Genomic DNA, 15,640 nt, shown 5'->3' with positions numbered 1-15,640 from the left:
AAGCTACGCGTCCACTGTGCAGTATCTGAAACAACACACGACATGTGTTGCGGAGGACGAAAGTCCTTGTCGCACCGCGTGGATAGTTTCATAGAGTTACGGCGGCTATAGCGGTGGGGAAACGCCCGGTCCCATTCCGAACCCGGAAGCTAAGGCCACCTGCGCCGATGGTACTGCACTCGACAGGGTGTGGGAGAGTAGGACACCGCCGGAACATCATTCGCGAAGGCCCCCAGCAATCTGCTGGGGGCCTTTGGCGTATCTCGATCAAATCGATACGTGCCCAAGAACTTCCAGCGCCGAATATCCACTATGCGCTACTTTTGGCCGAATCCAGTGACGTGCCGAGCCCTCACCGCAGCGGGCTGGACCCCTTCCCGTCGTATCGACATCACCGGCTGGACCGACCAGCTGGAAGCCGAGGGCTTCCACGTCTCCCGCCCTGCTGCGAGCATCCTCCAAGGCTTCGGCAACCTGACCCTCCAGCCCCCGGATCTCCCCGGCGCCCTCTGGACCGCGGACCCCCTATTCTTCGACCCCATCGACGTAGCCAGCGGCATGTACGACCGCTACGCCGATTTCGAACGCGCCCTGGGCCACCGCATGACCCCCCTGGCAGCCAACACCGCCGGCACCACCTTCCTCCTGATGCTCGACGACGGACGCATCGTCTCCGACGGCGTCCTCTCCCTCGACCTCGTGGCCCCCACCTTCCCCCAGGCCCTCGAGGTCATCATCCGCCGCCACACCACCCCCACCTCGATCCTCTCCTACCACCGCCCGCGCCCCCGCTTCACCTCCGAGTGGATGCACGCGGGCTAGCCCCACCCCGAGTGCGCGAAGTTCGAATCTCGCACCCCACCACCGCCTTCCGTCACTACCTTCGTGCGGATGGTGGGGATACTGAAGATCGACCCGGCCGCGATGCGAGCGGCCGCGGATTGGCTGGACCGCGCGGCCCAGGACCTCGTGGACGACCTGACCGCACACATGCGGCTGGTCCGATCGTTCCTGGGCGGCGACTGGCAAGGTGACGCAGCGGCCTCACACGAGACCCCGTGGACCGATTGGGAATCCGGCGCCCGCCGGATTCTCACCTCCTTCGCCACCGACGCCACCCTCCTCCGTCAAGCGGCCGCGGAACACACCCGGATTGACCACCACCGAGCGGAGGCGGTCGCGCAAGCCGGCTCGGGCCTCGACCTGCCCGAGGTGGTCTAGTGGCGGACTATCGGGTCGACCTGGGTGGTCTGCAACAACTCATCGACGGCACAGCCAAACTGGAGTCCTCGATCGAGGCCCGGATAGCCGCGATCGAGAAGTGCGTAGCCGAGCTCCACGTGGACTGGTCCGGCGAAGCCGCCACCGCCCACCGCGCCGCCCACGATGACCGTGTAGCCGCGGCCGCCCTCATGCGCGAGGCCCTGCGAGCCCTGCGCGAGAAGCTCTCCGCAGCCCACACCGCCTACGAAACGGTGGGATCCACCAACGCGTCCATGTGGCCATGAGCCCGCCTCCCACGGTCCCGCTGATCGTCTGCCGCTCAGGCGAATACAGCTCCGCCGGAGAGGTTTTCGGCACCCTCGAGTCCGACGCGATCGAAACCCACTCCGGCCTGCTCACCGTCCTCCGCGCGAACGTCGGTATGGCAGGCAGCGACACCATCGCCCAAGAATGGTCCGCCGCCTACGACCAAGCCGCGAACTCAGCCCTGCAAGCCTCCGCCCAACTGGCCGCCGCCGCGGCACAAGTCCGAGACCTGATCGTGGTCGGTGCCTACAACCACCAGGCAGGTGAGTCCGCAGCCGACCACAACGAGGTGGAACCCCCTCCACCACCCGCTCTGACCCCGCCATCCTGCCTCCCCGACGAGGCTCCCTCCGCGGCCGGCGACGGCATCCCCGAACCGTTCGGCTGGTCGATCATCAAGGACGCCGTAGGCGCGATGTGGCCCAACGGCCACCAGTCCGAACTCTCTGCCGCCCAGTCCGCCTGGTCCACCACGGCCACCAACTTCCACACCCTGGCCGACACGATCCCGAAGGCCATCGACCTCCTCGCCAACCAACAGTCCGAGGAAATCCCCGCCGCGATCGAGGCCGCCCGCTCCCGCCAATCAGACCTGACCGACCTCGCCACCATCAGCACCGAGATCGGAACGGCCTGCGGCGACTACGCCCACCACCTCGACGAGGCCCACCACCAAATCCTCGAAGAGCTGAAAGACCTGGGCCTCGAAACCGCCGCGGTAGAAATCGGCTTGGCGTTATTGGCTCCGGTGACCGCGGGCCTGTCCGAGTACATCGGCAACACCGCCTGGGCCGCCCGAGTAGCCGTCAAAGCAGCCCGCATCGCGTCGATCATCGCCGGCTTGGCCACCAAGGCAAGGGAATCCGCGCGGGTCGTCGGCGTCATGGCCGACCGAGTCCGAGCCCTCACGGCAAAGGTCGCCAAGTGGGTCCAGGAGGCCGCAGCGAGACTGGCAGTCTTCGGCCGCCGAACAGGCTCTGTTCCCAAACTCAGGACCACCCCGATGAACCCCCACTACAAGGGCGAAAACCTCCCCGGAAACTCGATCTGGCCAGGACAATCCGTTCGCTACCTCACCCCCGAGGAACGCCAGAGCTTCCAACTCTCCATCCACGATGGCAAGCTCTACGACGCCACCGGCGCCCTGTTCGACACCACCACCTCAGCTACCCACTTCAACGGCGGAAGAGCGATCTTCGTCATGGACGAGAACGGTGCCCTCTACGCCTCGAAGTACCATGCCCCCGGCGAATTCCACCACTCCAGCTTCCTTTCCGGCGCCCCGGTTGCCGGTGCAGGCGAGTTCGAAGTGGTCAACGGCGAACTCCGCTTCATCACCGACGCCAGTGGCCACTACCGCCCCGCCCAAACATTCTCGAACCAGGTTATCGACCAACTTCGCAGTGAAGGCCTCCGAATAGATCCCACCCAGATCGACCTGCGAGCCCCGAAGTAGCAAGAGAGGATTCGACATGACCGAGACATGGCGGGCAGTTGTCACCGCCGTCCTGTACCGCACGCAGTTCGCCAGTGCCCTCGGCGACACGGAGGCCCGTCGCACCGCAGAATGGCTTGTCCACCAACCCCTCTGGGACCTGACGGTCGAGGAAGAACATCAGGCCCTCACCACGGCCCTCCACTCCGACACGGCCATCGACCCAGTCGTCCACGCCCCATTCACCGAAGCAGAAAAGCGCCACTTCCTCACCCGCGTAGTCGCCGACCTCGACACCATGCGCCCATGGCCCGACCGCGCTTACCGCGAGATCCCGCTCGAAAGGTGGTCAGAGTTCGTCCACCTCGACCCCATTGCCCGAATCGACCTGTCCTGGATCGACATCCAGCCCATCGTCGGAAAGATGTTCCGAAAGCCCGCCGGCTACAACCGCGAGGTACTGCTCCTCCGCCTGAAGTCCAGCACCGAAGTGGGCTTCATCTGGCCCGGCTGGCGCGACCGAAACGCGACCGCTCTGGTAGCGCGCGAGAACGACCCCAACGCCGCCGCGATAGTCCGGGAGATCCTGTCGTCCTCATCCCTCGACCCCTCCAAAGTGACCGTCCTGTCGACCCCCTCAGCTCCCGTGCCTTACGAAACAACCCCACTCCGCCCCGAGTTCATAGGCGAGCACCTCCCAGGAAACACCCGCTGGAACGGCACCCACGTCCGCTACCTCACCCCCGCCGAACGCGCCCCATACAAGCTCACCATCACCAACGGCCTCCTCTACGACGCCCAAGGCGCCCCCTTCGACACCACTACATCCCGAACCCTCTGGACCCCCCAGGGCGGCCGAGCCATCTTCGTCATGGACGCCGACGGCGCCCTCTACTCTTCCCCTCACCACATCCTCGGCCAGTTCCACCACTCCAGCTTCCTGTCCGGCGCCCCAGTAGCCGCTGCCGGCGAACTCTCCGCCAAATCCGGCCACCTCCATCTCATCTCCGACCACAGCACCCACTACCGCCCACCCCGCCGCTTCACCCGCCAACTCCTCGACAACCTCCGCCGCCACGGCGTCCAATTCCCCGACATCCAGGTCGAATACCACATGCCCCTCGACTAACCCGGCCATGCTGGGCGATGTAATGCTCTGCCGTCAGCCCTGCATGAAGCCGTTCCGGATGTAGTCGCGAGCACGTATCAGCGCCACTCTGCGCTGTCGCGCAGCCAATTCCGTGCGATCGCGTTCGGTATCGGTGAGTTGCCCCGGCAGCTGTTTCGGTGCATCGGTGAGGTGAAGCAATCGCCGAAGTCCATGCCCTTGGCGTGGTAGACGGTCCCGATCTTGACGACGTCTTGCTGGGTCTCGGCGAATGCGTTGCATCCGATCGGCTGTGTCGTAGGTGCGGGCAGACGTGCCTCAGATGATCGAGGCTCCCTTCCTCCGGTTGCACGGTCCGCAGAGGATCTGGAGGTTCTCCGGGGTGGACGCACCTCCCATAGATACCGGGATGACATGGTCGAACTGCAGCTCGATATTCGCTCCGCATTGTCGGCAGCATCCGTGGTCTCTGGTCCAGACCAGTTGCTTGACGTCATCCGGGATCGCGCCGCGCACGCTGGGGACGGGGGCCTGCTGCATCGCGACCATTGATTGCGCCCGGTCTATCTGCGCCTGGCGGCGTTGGCCACGCGTGACGAGCACGGCGTAAACCTCGTCCGCGGTCAGCCCATCGTTGTCCCAGAACCACTTTCCTTCGAAAAGCCAGTACGCGCGGGCCCCGACTGTGCCGAACAGCACCGGTAGGCCGGCAGAGGACGCGAGCATCTGCCGGTACTGCTCCACCGGCAATTTAGGGATCATGACGTAGGACTGACGACCGACGTGCAAGGTCATCGGGCCCTTGTTGGTGAACAGTCCCTGCCGGTGTGTGACACCGACGTTCTCAGCGCGGCGCAGCATCGTGTCCCCTTACGACGGTTAGCGGTTGTGGTCGAACTTCCGGCGTCGCTATCGGCCTACCAGGACGAATTTCAGGTAGCGCCGGTGAGACGTTACGTGTCGGTGGCGACGAACCTCCGCGATGCGTGCGTCGATGATCGCCAGTTCTTGTGGTGCGTTCTGGATCTCGAGCCTGCGGCGGGCGAATTCCTGGCGCTGTCGCACGGCCGCCGCGGCAGCCTTCGCGGCATCCTCGCTGAGCCTGATCTGGTCGGCTTCGAGCCGTTGTTTGGCTTGGTCGCGCTGAGTGCGGGCGTCAGTGTCGATGCTGCGGCGTTGGCCCTCGAGCTGCTGGCGATCGGCGGCGAACCGCGAGGTGATGGCCGACCCCTGGGTGGGAGCGCTGATATTGCACCGTGCCTGCGCTCTCGTCTTCAAGCCATCCCGCCATTGCAGGAGGGATTTGCCCTTGGCCTCACCGATTCCCCGGACGTGCACTGCGCGACCGCTGGCGAGGATGATCGATGTCGATGTGGAGCTGTAGCCGGTTGTACTTGGGTTCACGCGGATTCCCGTGAAATCGGCTGCTGTTCTTATCCCGTTGTTCGCCAGCTCGCCGGTGAGCGTCTTTCCGATGCCGGAGATCGACGCGCTCGCCAGAGTGAACCTGGCCAGCTCGCGCTGGATGATTTCGTTCCGCTCCTGCTCCAGCGCGGCCCGGAGCGCCTCCCGCAGTCGCTGCTCCAGAGCCAGGATTTGGCGATCCAGATCGGTGGCTCGCGTGATCTTCCGGCGTTCGATGTCGGCGAGTTCCTGGTCGTGTCGCTGCTTCAACTGACTGCGCAGGCCGGCCTGGTCCGACGATCGCCGCTGCTCGGATCGATCGAGTTCCAAGGTGTCGCGCTGTAACGCGTCGGCGGCCCCGGCAGTGTCGGCGACCGCACCGCGTCGCACGTCGAGATCACGCAGACGGCTCCGATGCGCGATCGTTTCAACGCGGGTGCGGCGGGCCACCCATACGCCGATGGAAGCCAGGACGACCAGTACAGGCGCGAGGGGAACGGTGAAGGCTCCGACCGCGATCGCAATGACAAGGAAGGTCATGGCCAGGACATCGACTACGCGCCGACCAGCGAATCCGATGGGCTCGTCCAGCGTGCCTTGTTGAGGGCTTACCGACGTGGCGGCGTGTTCCAGGTGTCCTGTGGTCATCCATGCTGGTAGTGCGCCGCTACTCGCGGACGTGGTGGGAGCTGTCGGTGCCGGGACCACCGCCACGGGGTTCGGGGCCAGAGCCGGTAGTGCTGCCAGTGGTTGGTAGGCCAGTATCCGGACGTGTTCGGCCAGTTGTTGTATTTCGAGGTTCGAGTGCGATAGCAGAGTCGGGAACCTGGATGACCCTTCCGGGTGTTTGAGGTCGTCCTCGTTGAGCAGCAGGTATTCACCGTGCGTTTCGTGTAACTGTCGCCACAGGCTTGGGTCGATCGCGACGGCCTTCAGCGCGGAATAGATGAGCCACGCGGAGAATCGGTCCATCTCGGTGCCGAAGTCATCGTCCCCGCGGCGTGGTGACTGATAGTTGCGATGGCCTCTTTCGGTGCCAGCGAACCCCGCCAGGTCCGGTACGAACATGCCGTCGTAATCCAGCAGGCGCAGCGTTTCATCGTCAGCGACAAGAAGATTGCCGTGTTGCAGGTCGCCGTGAGCGATACCGTGGGCCTCGAGATCGAGAATCAGCTGCGCGAACCGCTCGGTGAGCCGGTCCACCTTACGGCGGTCGTCGTGGTGCGCATCGAGCCAGGCCGATAGCGTGATGCCCTGCGCCCATTCCATTTTCAGTATCGGGTACCGCGCAGTCCCGACCAGCACGGCGTCTGGCAGATACTCGAACCCGATCTTCCAGGGCTGGGAGAGCTCGGCGGCCGGCAACGCCGACAGCTTCTCGCTGATGGCCCGATAGCGGGCTTGCTGGTCGGGGACGTCACGGGTGAAGCACTTGATGGCGTATCTGCGCCCGGTCGCGGTGTGGGTCAATGGGAATACACTGGCGAATGCTCCGGAGATCGCCCTGGGCTGGCGAAGCTTCGTCAAATCGGGAACCGAGTCCCGTAGCTCGGCATGCGTGAAGCACACGCTCGGATTCTGAAGCGCCTCTTGGTAATTCCCGGCCGTGGGAAAGTGGCGAGCCGTTTCCGTCACCATCCCTGCTATCTCCCCTCGACGTCGATTCTGATCAACGCGACGTCGTCATTCCGCAGTTCTCGTCGAGCGCGTAGCCACCCCAGCCATGCGGAGAACTCGGCGGCATCGTGTGGGCCGCTGTATTCCAGAAGCTCGCGTGTCGCGGCGGCACAGTCGTCAGCGGTCATGAACCACGCCGCCAATGCGTCGGACATGAGTAGCAGTCTGTCGCCCGGTCGGCATAGCCCTTCGGCGAATCGGGTCCGAGCTGTGAGGAGTCCCGAGTCATGGTTTCGGCTGCCGAACAGGTCGGGGGTCGTTCCGAATTCTTCGACCTGCTCGACTGGAAAGGACTGAACAGGCACGTCGTCACGGATGTGGAACAAGCAGGAGTCTCCGAGCGCCGCAGCCTGCCACCGCCACTCGGCCGACGGGGGTTGCTGGGCTGAATGACGATCCGGTAGGTGGATCGGGGTGACACGAACGCTCAGGAGGGTCGCGAAGGTACTGCCGGACAGTTTTTGCTGTTCGTACCACTTGAGCGGGCGGCCCTGTGCCGCACGAAGGCTCTCGTATTCATCGACCCAAGGGCCCCAGTGGTTCACGACCTCTTTCGCGAATTCCTCGAAAACCCTCCCTGTTTCGAAGAATTCTGGATCAGCGTGGGCTCTCGTCGCCGAAATCGACGCCAGCAGCTGCGCCCAATCCTTGGCGAGGACGCTCTCGGTCGCGCCGTCGCATACGCTCGCCGTCACCGCACCGTCGATCAGCTCATCGAACGGCGTTGGCGGCAGGACGTAAACGGCGTCCTCACACTCGCTCATCGAATTGCCCTGTTTCGCCGCGAGCAGGCGCGTAACGAAAAGCCCGGGAGTGGTCACCGCAGTTCGGTTGCGCGCGTACCGATGTCCAGGAACTGGACGACCGAGGTGATATCCGCGTTGTAGACGAAACCACGTGTGGTGTCGCCGATTTGCTGGCCCTGAGCCGCGGCGTAGGACCGCATGTGACTCGGAAGCACGCTCGACATGGCGAACAACGTCTGAGCGTAGGTATCGGGCAGTCCCACATCGGAGCTGGGGAAGACGACCGGGGTGCCGCCACTGGCCGAGACGTGCAAGTTGAACAGCAGCACCGCGCCATCGGCGGTGGCCTGGGAGGTGATGGCGGTGGCGGCCTCGGTGGGGGCGCCGTCCGTGGATTCGCCATCGGTCAGATTGATCACTATCGGCGGGAACCCTCCGGGATAGCGCTCAACCCATCCTCTGACCAAGGACTCCGCGTACCTGAGCGCGCGGGTCATCGGCGTTCCGCCGCCGGCGACCGGATCCATCCAGAGGGGGAAGTGTACGGTCGTCTCGACCAGCCCTCCCGCGCCGTCCGGAACCTTCTTGGTTCGTTCCTCCACCCGTGCGGGGTTGTCAGCGACCTCGCTGAGTGGTACCAGGTCGCGACCGGTCAGCGCGCCGGAGAAGGCTGAGCCGACAGCGGCGCCGTACCCCACGATCGCGACGTGGAAGTAGTCCCGCACGCCTTCTTCCTTGGCACACTTGACCGATAGCTCGGTCAGCAGCCGGTTGATCGCGTCCGCAACGACATCCGACTTCTTCTGTGGCACCTCGCCACCGATCAGGTCGTTCATCGAGGTGGACTGATCCACCAGGAAGACGAAGCAGGTTGGATTGGTGCGACTGATCTCTGCCGTATATGACATCGACATTCCCCTGACGTGACACCTCGTGCGAGGCGCAATCTTTGTGCGGCACTATGCGGCCCGCACAGTCAATGAAATCGGACGGCACCGGTGAGTGTCAATCACGTTGCGCGCCTGCGGGCAGGACGGCAAATCCGCTATAACCGACTGGTAAGTATGCGTGTGGGGGAACTGGAATAATTCGGTCAGAAGAACTGTGGCTAACCGGATTCGGGCAAATTGGCACAGTTTGTCAGTGCGATTCGGGCGCCCTCTACAAGCATCGCCCGGTGGCGACCGAGGGAACGGCTGATCAGGTCGGTCAGGGCCGGAAATTGTAGATGTTCTCCGACTCCCGCTTCATCGCCTCGATCCCATCGGAGACCTCGGCCGCGCTGGTCAGCCTCGAGCAGCCTCACGTGAGGTTGCCGCTGCGGGGTTGTCCTCGGCCCATTGGTCTTTGAACAGACTGGTCGGATGATCATGCTAGGGTCCCCGAGAACGTTCGTACCGCGAACTGATTCAGGGGGTCCAGCGGTGACTGACATTCTCGACGTTGACCTATCTACGCTGCACGGGCTGGCGAACGAGCTCGGCGGGCAGGCGGAGGATATCGGCAGGATCACCCTGACCAAGGCCGTGAATATGCCGGGATCCCCAATCGAGGCGGTCTCGACGCAGGTCGGCGACGCGGTGTTGAAGGCGTACGGGTTGATCCGTGGCCAGATCCAGATCTTGGCGGACCGCGCCAAGTCGGCGTCTGGCAGTTACGAGGACATGGACAAGTCCAACGCCGACCAGTTGGACAAGTACGGCCGTGGTGAGGGCGTGAATTGACCACGATCGGTCACGTTCGTGGATGCGACCCACAGTCGATGCTCGACTACGCCACGGATCTGGTGAAGCAGAACGATGCGTTCGTTTCGAAGGTCGACCAGATGGAGCAATCGGTCGACAATGCCATGAACCGCTGGAAGGGCGCCGGCGCGGCGTCCGCCTCCGAGCGTGCAGTAGCTCACAAGCTGCACGGAAACCACCTCGCGACCACCATCGTCGGCATCGCCGACCACTACAACACATACGGCGCTCAACTGGGTGACACCCGGACCGCGTTGCTGAAGATTCTGGATACCGAACTCCCTGCCGCCGGGATGACCGTGGACGATGACGGCAACGTGACCGCGCCGAAGGTTCCCTCCGACCCCGATCATCCGCTGACAGGGACCGCTGCGCTGCTTCAACAGACCCTCGACGGTCAAGCATCAGGATTCCAGTCCCGGATCAGGGCACTCCTGTTCCAGTTCGGCATGTCGGAAATATCGGCGAAAACAGCGATCTCCGCCGACCTGCAACTACTTGGGAGCTATGAGACCAAGCCGGACGGCGCGCCAATTAGTTCCAGCGTGCAGGACATTCTGGACGGCAACTCTGAACTGCCTAGTGACCCAAAGAAACTGCACGACCTCTGGGAGAGCCTGACACCGGCAGAGAAGGACGCGCTGTACGAAAAGGACAACTACATAGGTAACCGCGATGGGCTGCCCACAGTGGACCGCGACCACTACAACCGCGAGAAACTCGACGACGAACTGTCCCGCGCCCAGAATGGCGATCCAGCACTCAAAGACAAACTTGCCGACTTGCAGGGCATCGCCACCGCGCTAACCGGATCCGACCGGTATCTGATGCTGATGGATACTCAATCGGGCGGCATCCCGCACGCGGCAATCGCGGCCGGCAATCCCGATACCGCCAGCAACGTGTGTACCTACGTACCCGGGACCACTTCGCGCCCCTCGGCGATGAACGGCACCAATACAATCAACGGCGATATGCCGCGGGTCGACGCGATGAGACAGCAAGCCCAGAAAAGCGGTGCGCCGGACACCTCAGTGGTCGCATGGTTCGGCTACGACGCACCGCCAGAGCTGCTGAATGCAACGCATGTGTCCTATGCGGACAAGGGAGCACCCGCCCTGGATCGGTTCCAAGACGGGCTTCGGGCCTCCCACGAGGGGCAACCGTCGTACAACACAGTGCTTGGCCACAGCTACGGCACGACGCTGGTCGGCGACTCCGCCAGTCATGGACGAACGCTGAATGCCGATGCCGTTGTACTCGTGGCCAGTCCGGGGACCACGGTTCAGCATGCCAGCGATCTCAGTCTGACCGGCGTACCGAGCTCGGAAACAGCCAAACATGTCTTCGCCACTAAATCGGACGCCGATCCAGTAGCGTTGTACGCCCAAAAGCAAGAAGTCTCACCGCTCCGATGGCTCGCGCGTCATGCCAATATGGACGACTTCGGTGTCGATCCCACCTGGAACAGGTACGGCGCTCAGTCATTCCCCTCAGATCATCAGGGCGCGTTGGGATATGACGGAAACACGCACAGCGAGTACTGGCTACCGGACTCCAAATCCTTGCGTGGCATGGGCGACATCATCGCGGGCAACGGAAATGAGGCTGTGAAAATCAAATGATTATCAGGCGGCACAGGAGGGTTTCGGAGCTCGGTATTGCGCTGCTCACCGCAGCGGCCCTGTTGAGCGGATGCGCGAAGGACCGCGGAGACAACCATGACGCACCGAGGATCATCGACACGGGAAACAGCGGAGGAACCAAGGTGGATTCATCTCTCACCGAGTCGAAGGCCCGCGATCGGCTCAACGCCTACCTCCTCGAATCCCTCCAAGGACTCCCGCCGAGCGTGGGCTATTCGATCGCGTCGGACAATCAGTACCTCGGAAACATGCACACGCCCAGCCTCACCGTCCCCTGCGACGACCATGGCAACGGATCGGAAGTACTCCAGCTCAGCTATTGGGTCGTCGGTGTTCCGGCGGGCCAGAACGCCCAATATTTCGACCTCATCCGGAACGCATGGACCGCGCGAGGCTGGGCCCTTCAGCAGGACGCCGACTCGCGCTGGGCTCCGGTGCACACTCCCGACGGCTATGCACTCGTCCTTCAATACGCTCCCGCACAAGACCATTCGTTGAGCGTCACCGCCAGCTCTCCATGTTTTCCCAAGGCAGCCGAAAGCACGGCTGCTCCCCAACCGACCGAGATCAAGCGCCCGTAAGGATTCGTGAATGTTCCCTCCACGCAACGAATCCGACGAACTGGGCCTCAAGGTGCAGCGTGCTCAACACGCTCTCGAACAGATACGTGGCGTAGGTGCCGTACAGGGTGTCCGCGTGATCGTCGACGCCGAAGATCGTCTGCTCTCGGTGACAGTGAACGAGGAAGCCATGATCATGGCCGCGTATCAGGCGGCGATAGAAGACAAGCGCCCCAAGGTCGATGAAGCACTGCGGGAACTACGAGCCGATCCAACCTTCGAAGCGGTTTCGACCTACACGAAGGCGAACTCGGCACGCTGGGAAGCCGAGCGCATGGAACGGCAGCGCAAGTCGGAGGAAGAGTTCGACGACGACTATTACGAGCGCGGCTCGATCAAGGCCCCGGATTGGTAGTGCTCAGCGCGACCTGGAAGACCTACTACCGTTGGCTATGTTCAGGTTCGATGCCCGTAGCTGGCGTTGGTTCAGGCCCGCAGTCTCATCGGCCGCGATGATGTGGGCTTGGCTGAGGCAGCTGCGTGGTATCTGCCGAGGGGTTTTTGAGCAGATGCCGAGCCTCGGCGGGTCTCGTCGCGTTCGAGTTCGAGGCGGGAAGTGATGTCGGCGACGGTCCAGCCGTCGGTGGTCGGTGGGTGGGTGGGGCGGCTGATCAGGGGGAGCAGGCAGGTGAGGGTGATGCCGGCGGTCAGGCCGAGGAGGAAGGGGAGCCAGAGGGTGGTCATCGTGCGCCTCTTTCGGGGAATCGACCAGATCGGGGAATCGATCGGGCCGGTGGCAGTCGGTGAGATCCGCTGGTTGGTAGTCGGATTCAGCGGCAGGGGAGGTTGTCCGGCCGGGTGGTGACGGAGTGTGGGATGCGGCGGGTGCGGGCGGTCAGGTCCTGGGTGAGGTCGGCGTAGGCGAGAGAGATTTCGGCCAGGCGGGTCCAGGCGTGGTGGGAGTAGAGGCCGGTGGTGGGGTCAGGGAGGTCTGTGCGGGCGGCGACCGAGAAGCGGGCGAGGCGGTCGATGACCATGCCGAGGGTTTCGGTGTGCAAGGTGGCGGCGGCGAAAGGGCGGGGGAGTTCGCGGGCGGTCCAGAGGTCGATGTCGTAGATCAATCGGTCTCGGGTGCAGTCGATTTCGGGGAGATCCGCGGGTATGGCGGAGTGGCGGGCTTCGTGGAGACTGGCCAGTTCGTAGGCGGCCTGCAGGAGCGGGTGGGGCTGGGTGATGGTTCCGGCGCAGGCGTGCAGGAGCAGATCTTTGGACGGCAGGTGGGTGGTCATTGGTTGCTCCCCTCGGCTTTTCGTGATCGTGAGTTCAGTAGACACCTGCGGCAATAGAATTGGTATGTCCAGCACCTTCTGAATGAAGAATGGTTGGCGTTCCAGCTGGGCACATTCCAGAACGGAGCATCCCAGATAGCGAGGCTAACGAAATGGCCGGATCATCGCTTCCCCGAAGGGCTCTCGGTCGCAGGCTGCGCGGCTATCGAGTAGAGGCTGAAAAGAGTCAACTGGCTGCGGGTTTGCATATCGAGATGTCGCCGCAGAGCATCGGCCGAATGGAGGATGGGCAGAAGGTAAAGATCTGCACTTCGCAAATTCGGGATCTCCTTGACCTATACCGTGTTCCGAATCCGAGTGATGAGCGGAACGAAATATTCATGCTGTGGCAAGAGGTGAGGGATCAGGCGCTCGCTGCGAAGCTTGCCGGTACGGCGAAAGGTTGGTGGCAGGCGTATACCGACCAGTACGAGCCGCATTTCGACCACTATCTGGGACTGGAAGCTGTTGCGACGCACCTGACGACGCATCAGGTGCTCCTGCTTCCGGGCCTGTTGCAGACCGGCGACTATCGGCGCGCGCTCAGCCTCGTTGGCGATCCGACGGTATCGCCGGCCGCGCTTGAACGACGTCTGGAACTGGCCGCACACCGGAGGGTCAGGCTGGCGGATCCGAGCTTTCGGGCGGATGTGCTGCTTTCCGAAGCGGTACTTCGCCAGACGCCGGGTGGGCGGTCGGTCATGGTCGAGCAGCTGCGTCATCTGCTCGAGATGATCGAAGCCAGCACAAACCTGTCGATCCGGGTCGTACCCTCAGACGCTGGAAGTCACCTTGGTCTGCTGACGCAGTCGTTCACTCTGCTCGAATTCCCGCCCCTAGCAAGCCATCTGGCCGAGCCGCCGATCGTCTATGTCGAAGGTTACGACGGAAGCCTGTACTTGGAACGGACTGACATGATCGACCGGCATCGGCGGGCGATACTGGACATCCAACGGGTAGCGTTGACTGAACACAACACAGTGCAATGCATTCAACAGATCGTGAAGGAGTACGGGGAGTGACTGCAGACCTGTCCAGTGCTCGATGGTTCAAGAGCAGATACAGCCAGCCGACCGCAGACTGTGTTGAGATCGCGCATCTTTCGGCTGGCTCAGTCGGAGTGCGCGACTCGAAGGATCCGCACGGTCCTGCATTGGTGTTCTCAGGAGACCAGTGGGACAGCTTCCTCTCCAGCGGGATCTGGCGGGGCTGAACCGCTGTCGGATATTCGGGCGGCCGGGCGTATCCGTGGGTGCGGGTACGCCCGGCGTCTTCCTCAATCCAGTAGTTCGGACTTCTTGCCGCTCCAGATGACCACGAGTTCGTCGCGGGCAGGGCTGGAGGCGACGTAGAGGAGGGAGCGTTCGCGCAGGAGGGCTTCGGGCTATTCCTCTTCAGGCACCGACTTGGTCACCGAGCGGGAGGGGACGTGGGATTCGTCGATGCCGGCGAGGATCACGCGGGAGAATTCCATGCCTTTGGAGCGGTGCATGGTGAGGACCTGGACGTGGCCGGAGGTTGCGGGGTTGTCGTAGAGGGCCCGGGCTTCGATGCCGCGTTCGCCGAGGGCGCGGACGAACTGGGTTCGTTCGTTCTGGCCGCGGGTGAGGACCGCGATGGTGGAGGCTTCCACCTTGGCGGCGAGCCATCCTCGGACCTTGTCGGCGACGACTTCCAGTTCATTGAAGAATCTGAGCGCCAAGTCGACTCAGGTGTTCAACCGCTACGGCCTGTGGACGCTGCAGATCGGCGTGGGAATGCCGAACTGGCGCGAGAAGGCGGCGATCTCGCCCCGCAGCAGCTCAGGGGCCATGTAGCCGACTGAGCCCGGAATATCGCCTCATGCGGTGATGGCGGAGAACTCGCCGGTTCGGACCGAGGTCGCCGCTCCGAGTCGATGAGCTTGACATACCCGGTCGGACACAGCACGAGGTTGCTCGGTTTGACATCGCGGTGGATCAGACCCGCCTCGTGTGCCGCGGTCAGTACCGCGAAGACCTGAGCGGTGATGCAGGCCGCCCAGTTCGTCGGTATGTGGTCCGGCTCGGCGAGCAGCGAGCCGACCGTGCCGCCGGGCACCAACTCCATCACTATCTAGAGATCAACGCCGTGGCCGAAGTCGTAGACCGCGGGTACTCCAGGGTGGTGCAGTCGCGCGGTGATCCGGGCTTCGCTGTTGAACCTACGCCGGGTGTCGCTGTCATTGGTGAATTCGGCGGCGACCAGCTTGACGGCGACATTACGGGTGAGGCACAGGTCTTTCGCTCCCCACACCTCACCCATGTCGCCGCTCCTGATGGGGGAGGTGGTGCGGTACCGGTCCGCGAAGGTTCTCATGGCAAGAACCTGATCGAGGAACGCTTCGAGGTGTGCTGAGCCGGGCGCGGCTGGCACGAAGCCGACCAGCCATCCGGTGTCCGAAGCAGACCTCGGAGTGGTTCGGCCATCCCTGTCCCCGATA

The 15,640-nt window shown here is 63.4% G+C and carries 19 protein-coding genes, 1 rRNA gene and 1 pseudogene; 12 read left to right on the top strand and 9 right to left on the bottom strand.

The window, feature by feature from the left end; translation table 11 throughout:
* The first annotated feature begins 97 nt into the window (after positions 1–97).
* The 6 genes from rrf to ACQP06_RS25395 all read left to right on the top strand — a co-directional run bounded on the left by rrf (position 98) and on the right by ACQP06_RS25395 (position 4,094).
* Positions 98–214: ribosomal RNA gene (gene rrf, locus ACQP06_RS25420) — 5S ribosomal RNA — on the top strand.
* A 122-nt stretch (positions 215–336) separates the two neighbouring features.
* Positions 337–822, top strand: coding sequence for an SUKH-3 domain-containing protein (locus ACQP06_RS25415; RefSeq protein ID WP_433591131.1), 486 nt, complete (start codon positions 337–339; stop codon positions 820–822).
* 69 nt (positions 823–891) lie between these two features.
* A complete protein-coding gene (locus ACQP06_RS25410; RefSeq protein ID WP_433666951.1) occupies positions 892–1,221 on the top strand; it encodes a WXG100 family type VII secretion target in 330 nt (109 codons plus the stop codon).
* A complete protein-coding gene (locus ACQP06_RS25405; protein ID WP_379280446.1) occupies positions 1,221–1,508 on the top strand; it encodes a WXG100 family type VII secretion target in 288 nt (95 codons plus the stop codon). Before ACQP06_RS25410 ends, ACQP06_RS25405 begins: the two co-directional genes overlap by 1 nt.
* Complete coding sequence (locus tag ACQP06_RS25400; protein WP_433666950.1) at positions 1,505–2,986, top strand: hypothetical protein; 1,482 nt, start codon at positions 1,505–1,507, stop codon at positions 2,984–2,986. The genes ACQP06_RS25405 and ACQP06_RS25400 overlap by 4 nt, the downstream gene beginning before the upstream one ends.
* A 16-nt stretch (positions 2,987–3,002) precedes the next feature.
* A complete protein-coding gene (locus tag ACQP06_RS25395) occupies positions 3,003–4,094 on the top strand; it encodes a hypothetical protein (protein ID WP_433666949.1) in 1,092 nt (363 codons plus the stop codon).
* A 297-nt stretch (positions 4,095–4,391) separates the two neighbouring features.
* Here ACQP06_RS25395 and ACQP06_RS25390 read toward each other — a convergent pair whose 3' ends face one another.
* From ACQP06_RS25390 to ACQP06_RS25375, 4 genes are read right to left on the bottom strand one after another with little or no spacing between them, the layout of a single operon-like run.
* Complete coding sequence (locus ACQP06_RS25390; RefSeq protein WP_379107706.1) at positions 4,392–4,934, bottom strand: HNH endonuclease; 543 nt, start codon at positions 4,932–4,934, stop codon at positions 4,392–4,394.
* 48 nt (positions 4,935–4,982) lie between these two features.
* Entirely contained in the window at positions 4,983–7,115 is a 2,133-nt protein-coding gene (locus ACQP06_RS25385; RefSeq protein WP_433666948.1) for an AarF/UbiB family protein, read from the bottom strand.
* A 5-nt stretch (positions 7,116–7,120) separates the two neighbouring features.
* On the bottom strand, positions 7,121–7,975 hold the full coding sequence (locus ACQP06_RS25380; RefSeq protein ID WP_433666947.1) for a hypothetical protein: 855 nt from the start codon (positions 7,973–7,975) through the stop codon (positions 7,121–7,123).
* Positions 7,972–8,808, bottom strand: a complete 837-nt coding sequence (locus tag ACQP06_RS25375) for a VWA domain-containing protein (protein ID WP_433666946.1) — start codon at positions 8,806–8,808, stop codon at positions 7,972–7,974. The genes ACQP06_RS25380 and ACQP06_RS25375 overlap by 4 nt, the downstream gene beginning before the upstream one ends.
* Positions 8,809–9,324: 516 nt before the next feature.
* Here ACQP06_RS25375 and ACQP06_RS25370 point away from each other — a divergent pair.
* Genes ACQP06_RS25370 through ACQP06_RS25355 form a run of 4 tightly spaced genes read left to right on the top strand, consistent with a single transcriptional unit; the run spans position 9,325 to position 12,266 of the window.
* Positions 9,325–9,624, top strand: coding sequence for a hypothetical protein (locus tag ACQP06_RS25370; protein WP_433666945.1), 300 nt, complete (start codon positions 9,325–9,327; stop codon positions 9,622–9,624).
* Between the two features lie 38 nt (positions 9,625–9,662).
* The gene (locus tag ACQP06_RS25365) at positions 9,663–11,270 is read left to right on the top strand and encodes an alpha/beta hydrolase (RefSeq protein WP_433666944.1); all 1,608 of its coding nucleotides are present in this window, start codon (positions 9,663–9,665) and stop codon (positions 11,268–11,270) included.
* Positions 11,267–11,872, top strand: a complete 606-nt coding sequence (locus ACQP06_RS25360; protein ID WP_433666943.1) for a hypothetical protein — start codon at positions 11,267–11,269, stop codon at positions 11,870–11,872. The genes ACQP06_RS25365 and ACQP06_RS25360 overlap by 4 nt, the downstream gene beginning before the upstream one ends.
* Positions 11,873–11,882: 10 nt before the next feature.
* Positions 11,883–12,266 (top strand): YbaB/EbfC family nucleoid-associated protein, encoded by a 384-nt coding sequence (locus ACQP06_RS25355; protein WP_433666942.1) that lies wholly within the window; start codon positions 11,883–11,885, stop codon positions 12,264–12,266.
* Positions 12,267–12,337: 71 nt separating this feature from the next.
* Here ACQP06_RS25355 and ACQP06_RS25350 read toward each other — a convergent pair whose 3' ends face one another.
* Both ACQP06_RS25350 and ACQP06_RS25345 read right to left on the bottom strand, forming a co-directional pair.
* Positions 12,338–12,595 carry a hypothetical protein gene (locus tag ACQP06_RS25350; protein ID WP_433666941.1) on the bottom strand — a complete coding sequence of 86 codons (258 nt, stop codon included), beginning with the start codon at positions 12,593–12,595 and terminating at the stop codon, positions 12,338–12,340.
* 86 nt (positions 12,596–12,681) lie between these two features.
* Positions 12,682–13,140, bottom strand: a complete 459-nt coding sequence (locus ACQP06_RS25345) for a DUF4254 domain-containing protein (protein ID WP_433666940.1) — start codon at positions 13,138–13,140, stop codon at positions 12,682–12,684.
* Positions 13,141–13,292: 152 nt separating this feature from the next.
* Here ACQP06_RS25345 and ACQP06_RS25340 point away from each other — a divergent pair, with 152 nt between their 5' ends.
* Together ACQP06_RS25340 and ACQP06_RS25335 are read left to right on the top strand one after the other, a co-directional pair.
* Positions 13,293–14,201, top strand: a complete 909-nt coding sequence (locus tag ACQP06_RS25340) for a DUF5753 domain-containing protein (protein WP_433666939.1) — start codon at positions 13,293–13,295, stop codon at positions 14,199–14,201.
* Entirely contained in the window at positions 14,165–14,392 is a 228-nt protein-coding gene (locus tag ACQP06_RS25335; protein WP_433666938.1) for a DUF397 domain-containing protein, read from the top strand. The genes ACQP06_RS25340 and ACQP06_RS25335 overlap by 37 nt, the downstream gene beginning before the upstream one ends.
* A gap of 63 nt (positions 14,393–14,455) precedes the next feature.
* Here the strand turns inward: ACQP06_RS25335 and ACQP06_RS25330 are convergent.
* The 3 genes and pseudogenes from ACQP06_RS25330 to ACQP06_RS25320 form a co-directional block, all read right to left on the bottom strand.
* Positions 14,456–14,860, bottom strand: a pseudogene (locus tag ACQP06_RS25330) (3'-5' exonuclease); the annotation flags it as partial.
* Positions 14,861–14,895: 35 nt separating this feature from the next.
* Positions 14,896–15,267: a protein kinase domain-containing protein gene (locus ACQP06_RS25325; protein ID WP_433673430.1), complete on the bottom strand. Its 372-nt coding sequence runs from the start codon at positions 15,265–15,267 to the stop codon at positions 14,896–14,898.
* A 6-nt stretch (positions 15,268–15,273) separates the two neighbouring features.
* A complete protein-coding gene (locus tag ACQP06_RS25320) occupies positions 15,274–15,516 on the bottom strand; it encodes a hypothetical protein (RefSeq protein WP_433666937.1) in 243 nt (80 codons plus the stop codon).
* Positions 15,517–15,640 lie beyond the last annotated feature (124 nt).

Origin of the sequence: Nocardia sp. CA-136227, assembly GCF_050955695.1 — a bacterium.
GTDB lineage: Bacteria > Actinomycetota > Actinomycetes > Mycobacteriales > Mycobacteriaceae > Nocardia.
Note: the sequence above shows the minus strand (reverse complement) of the source record. Positions and strands in the feature narration are given on the sequence as shown.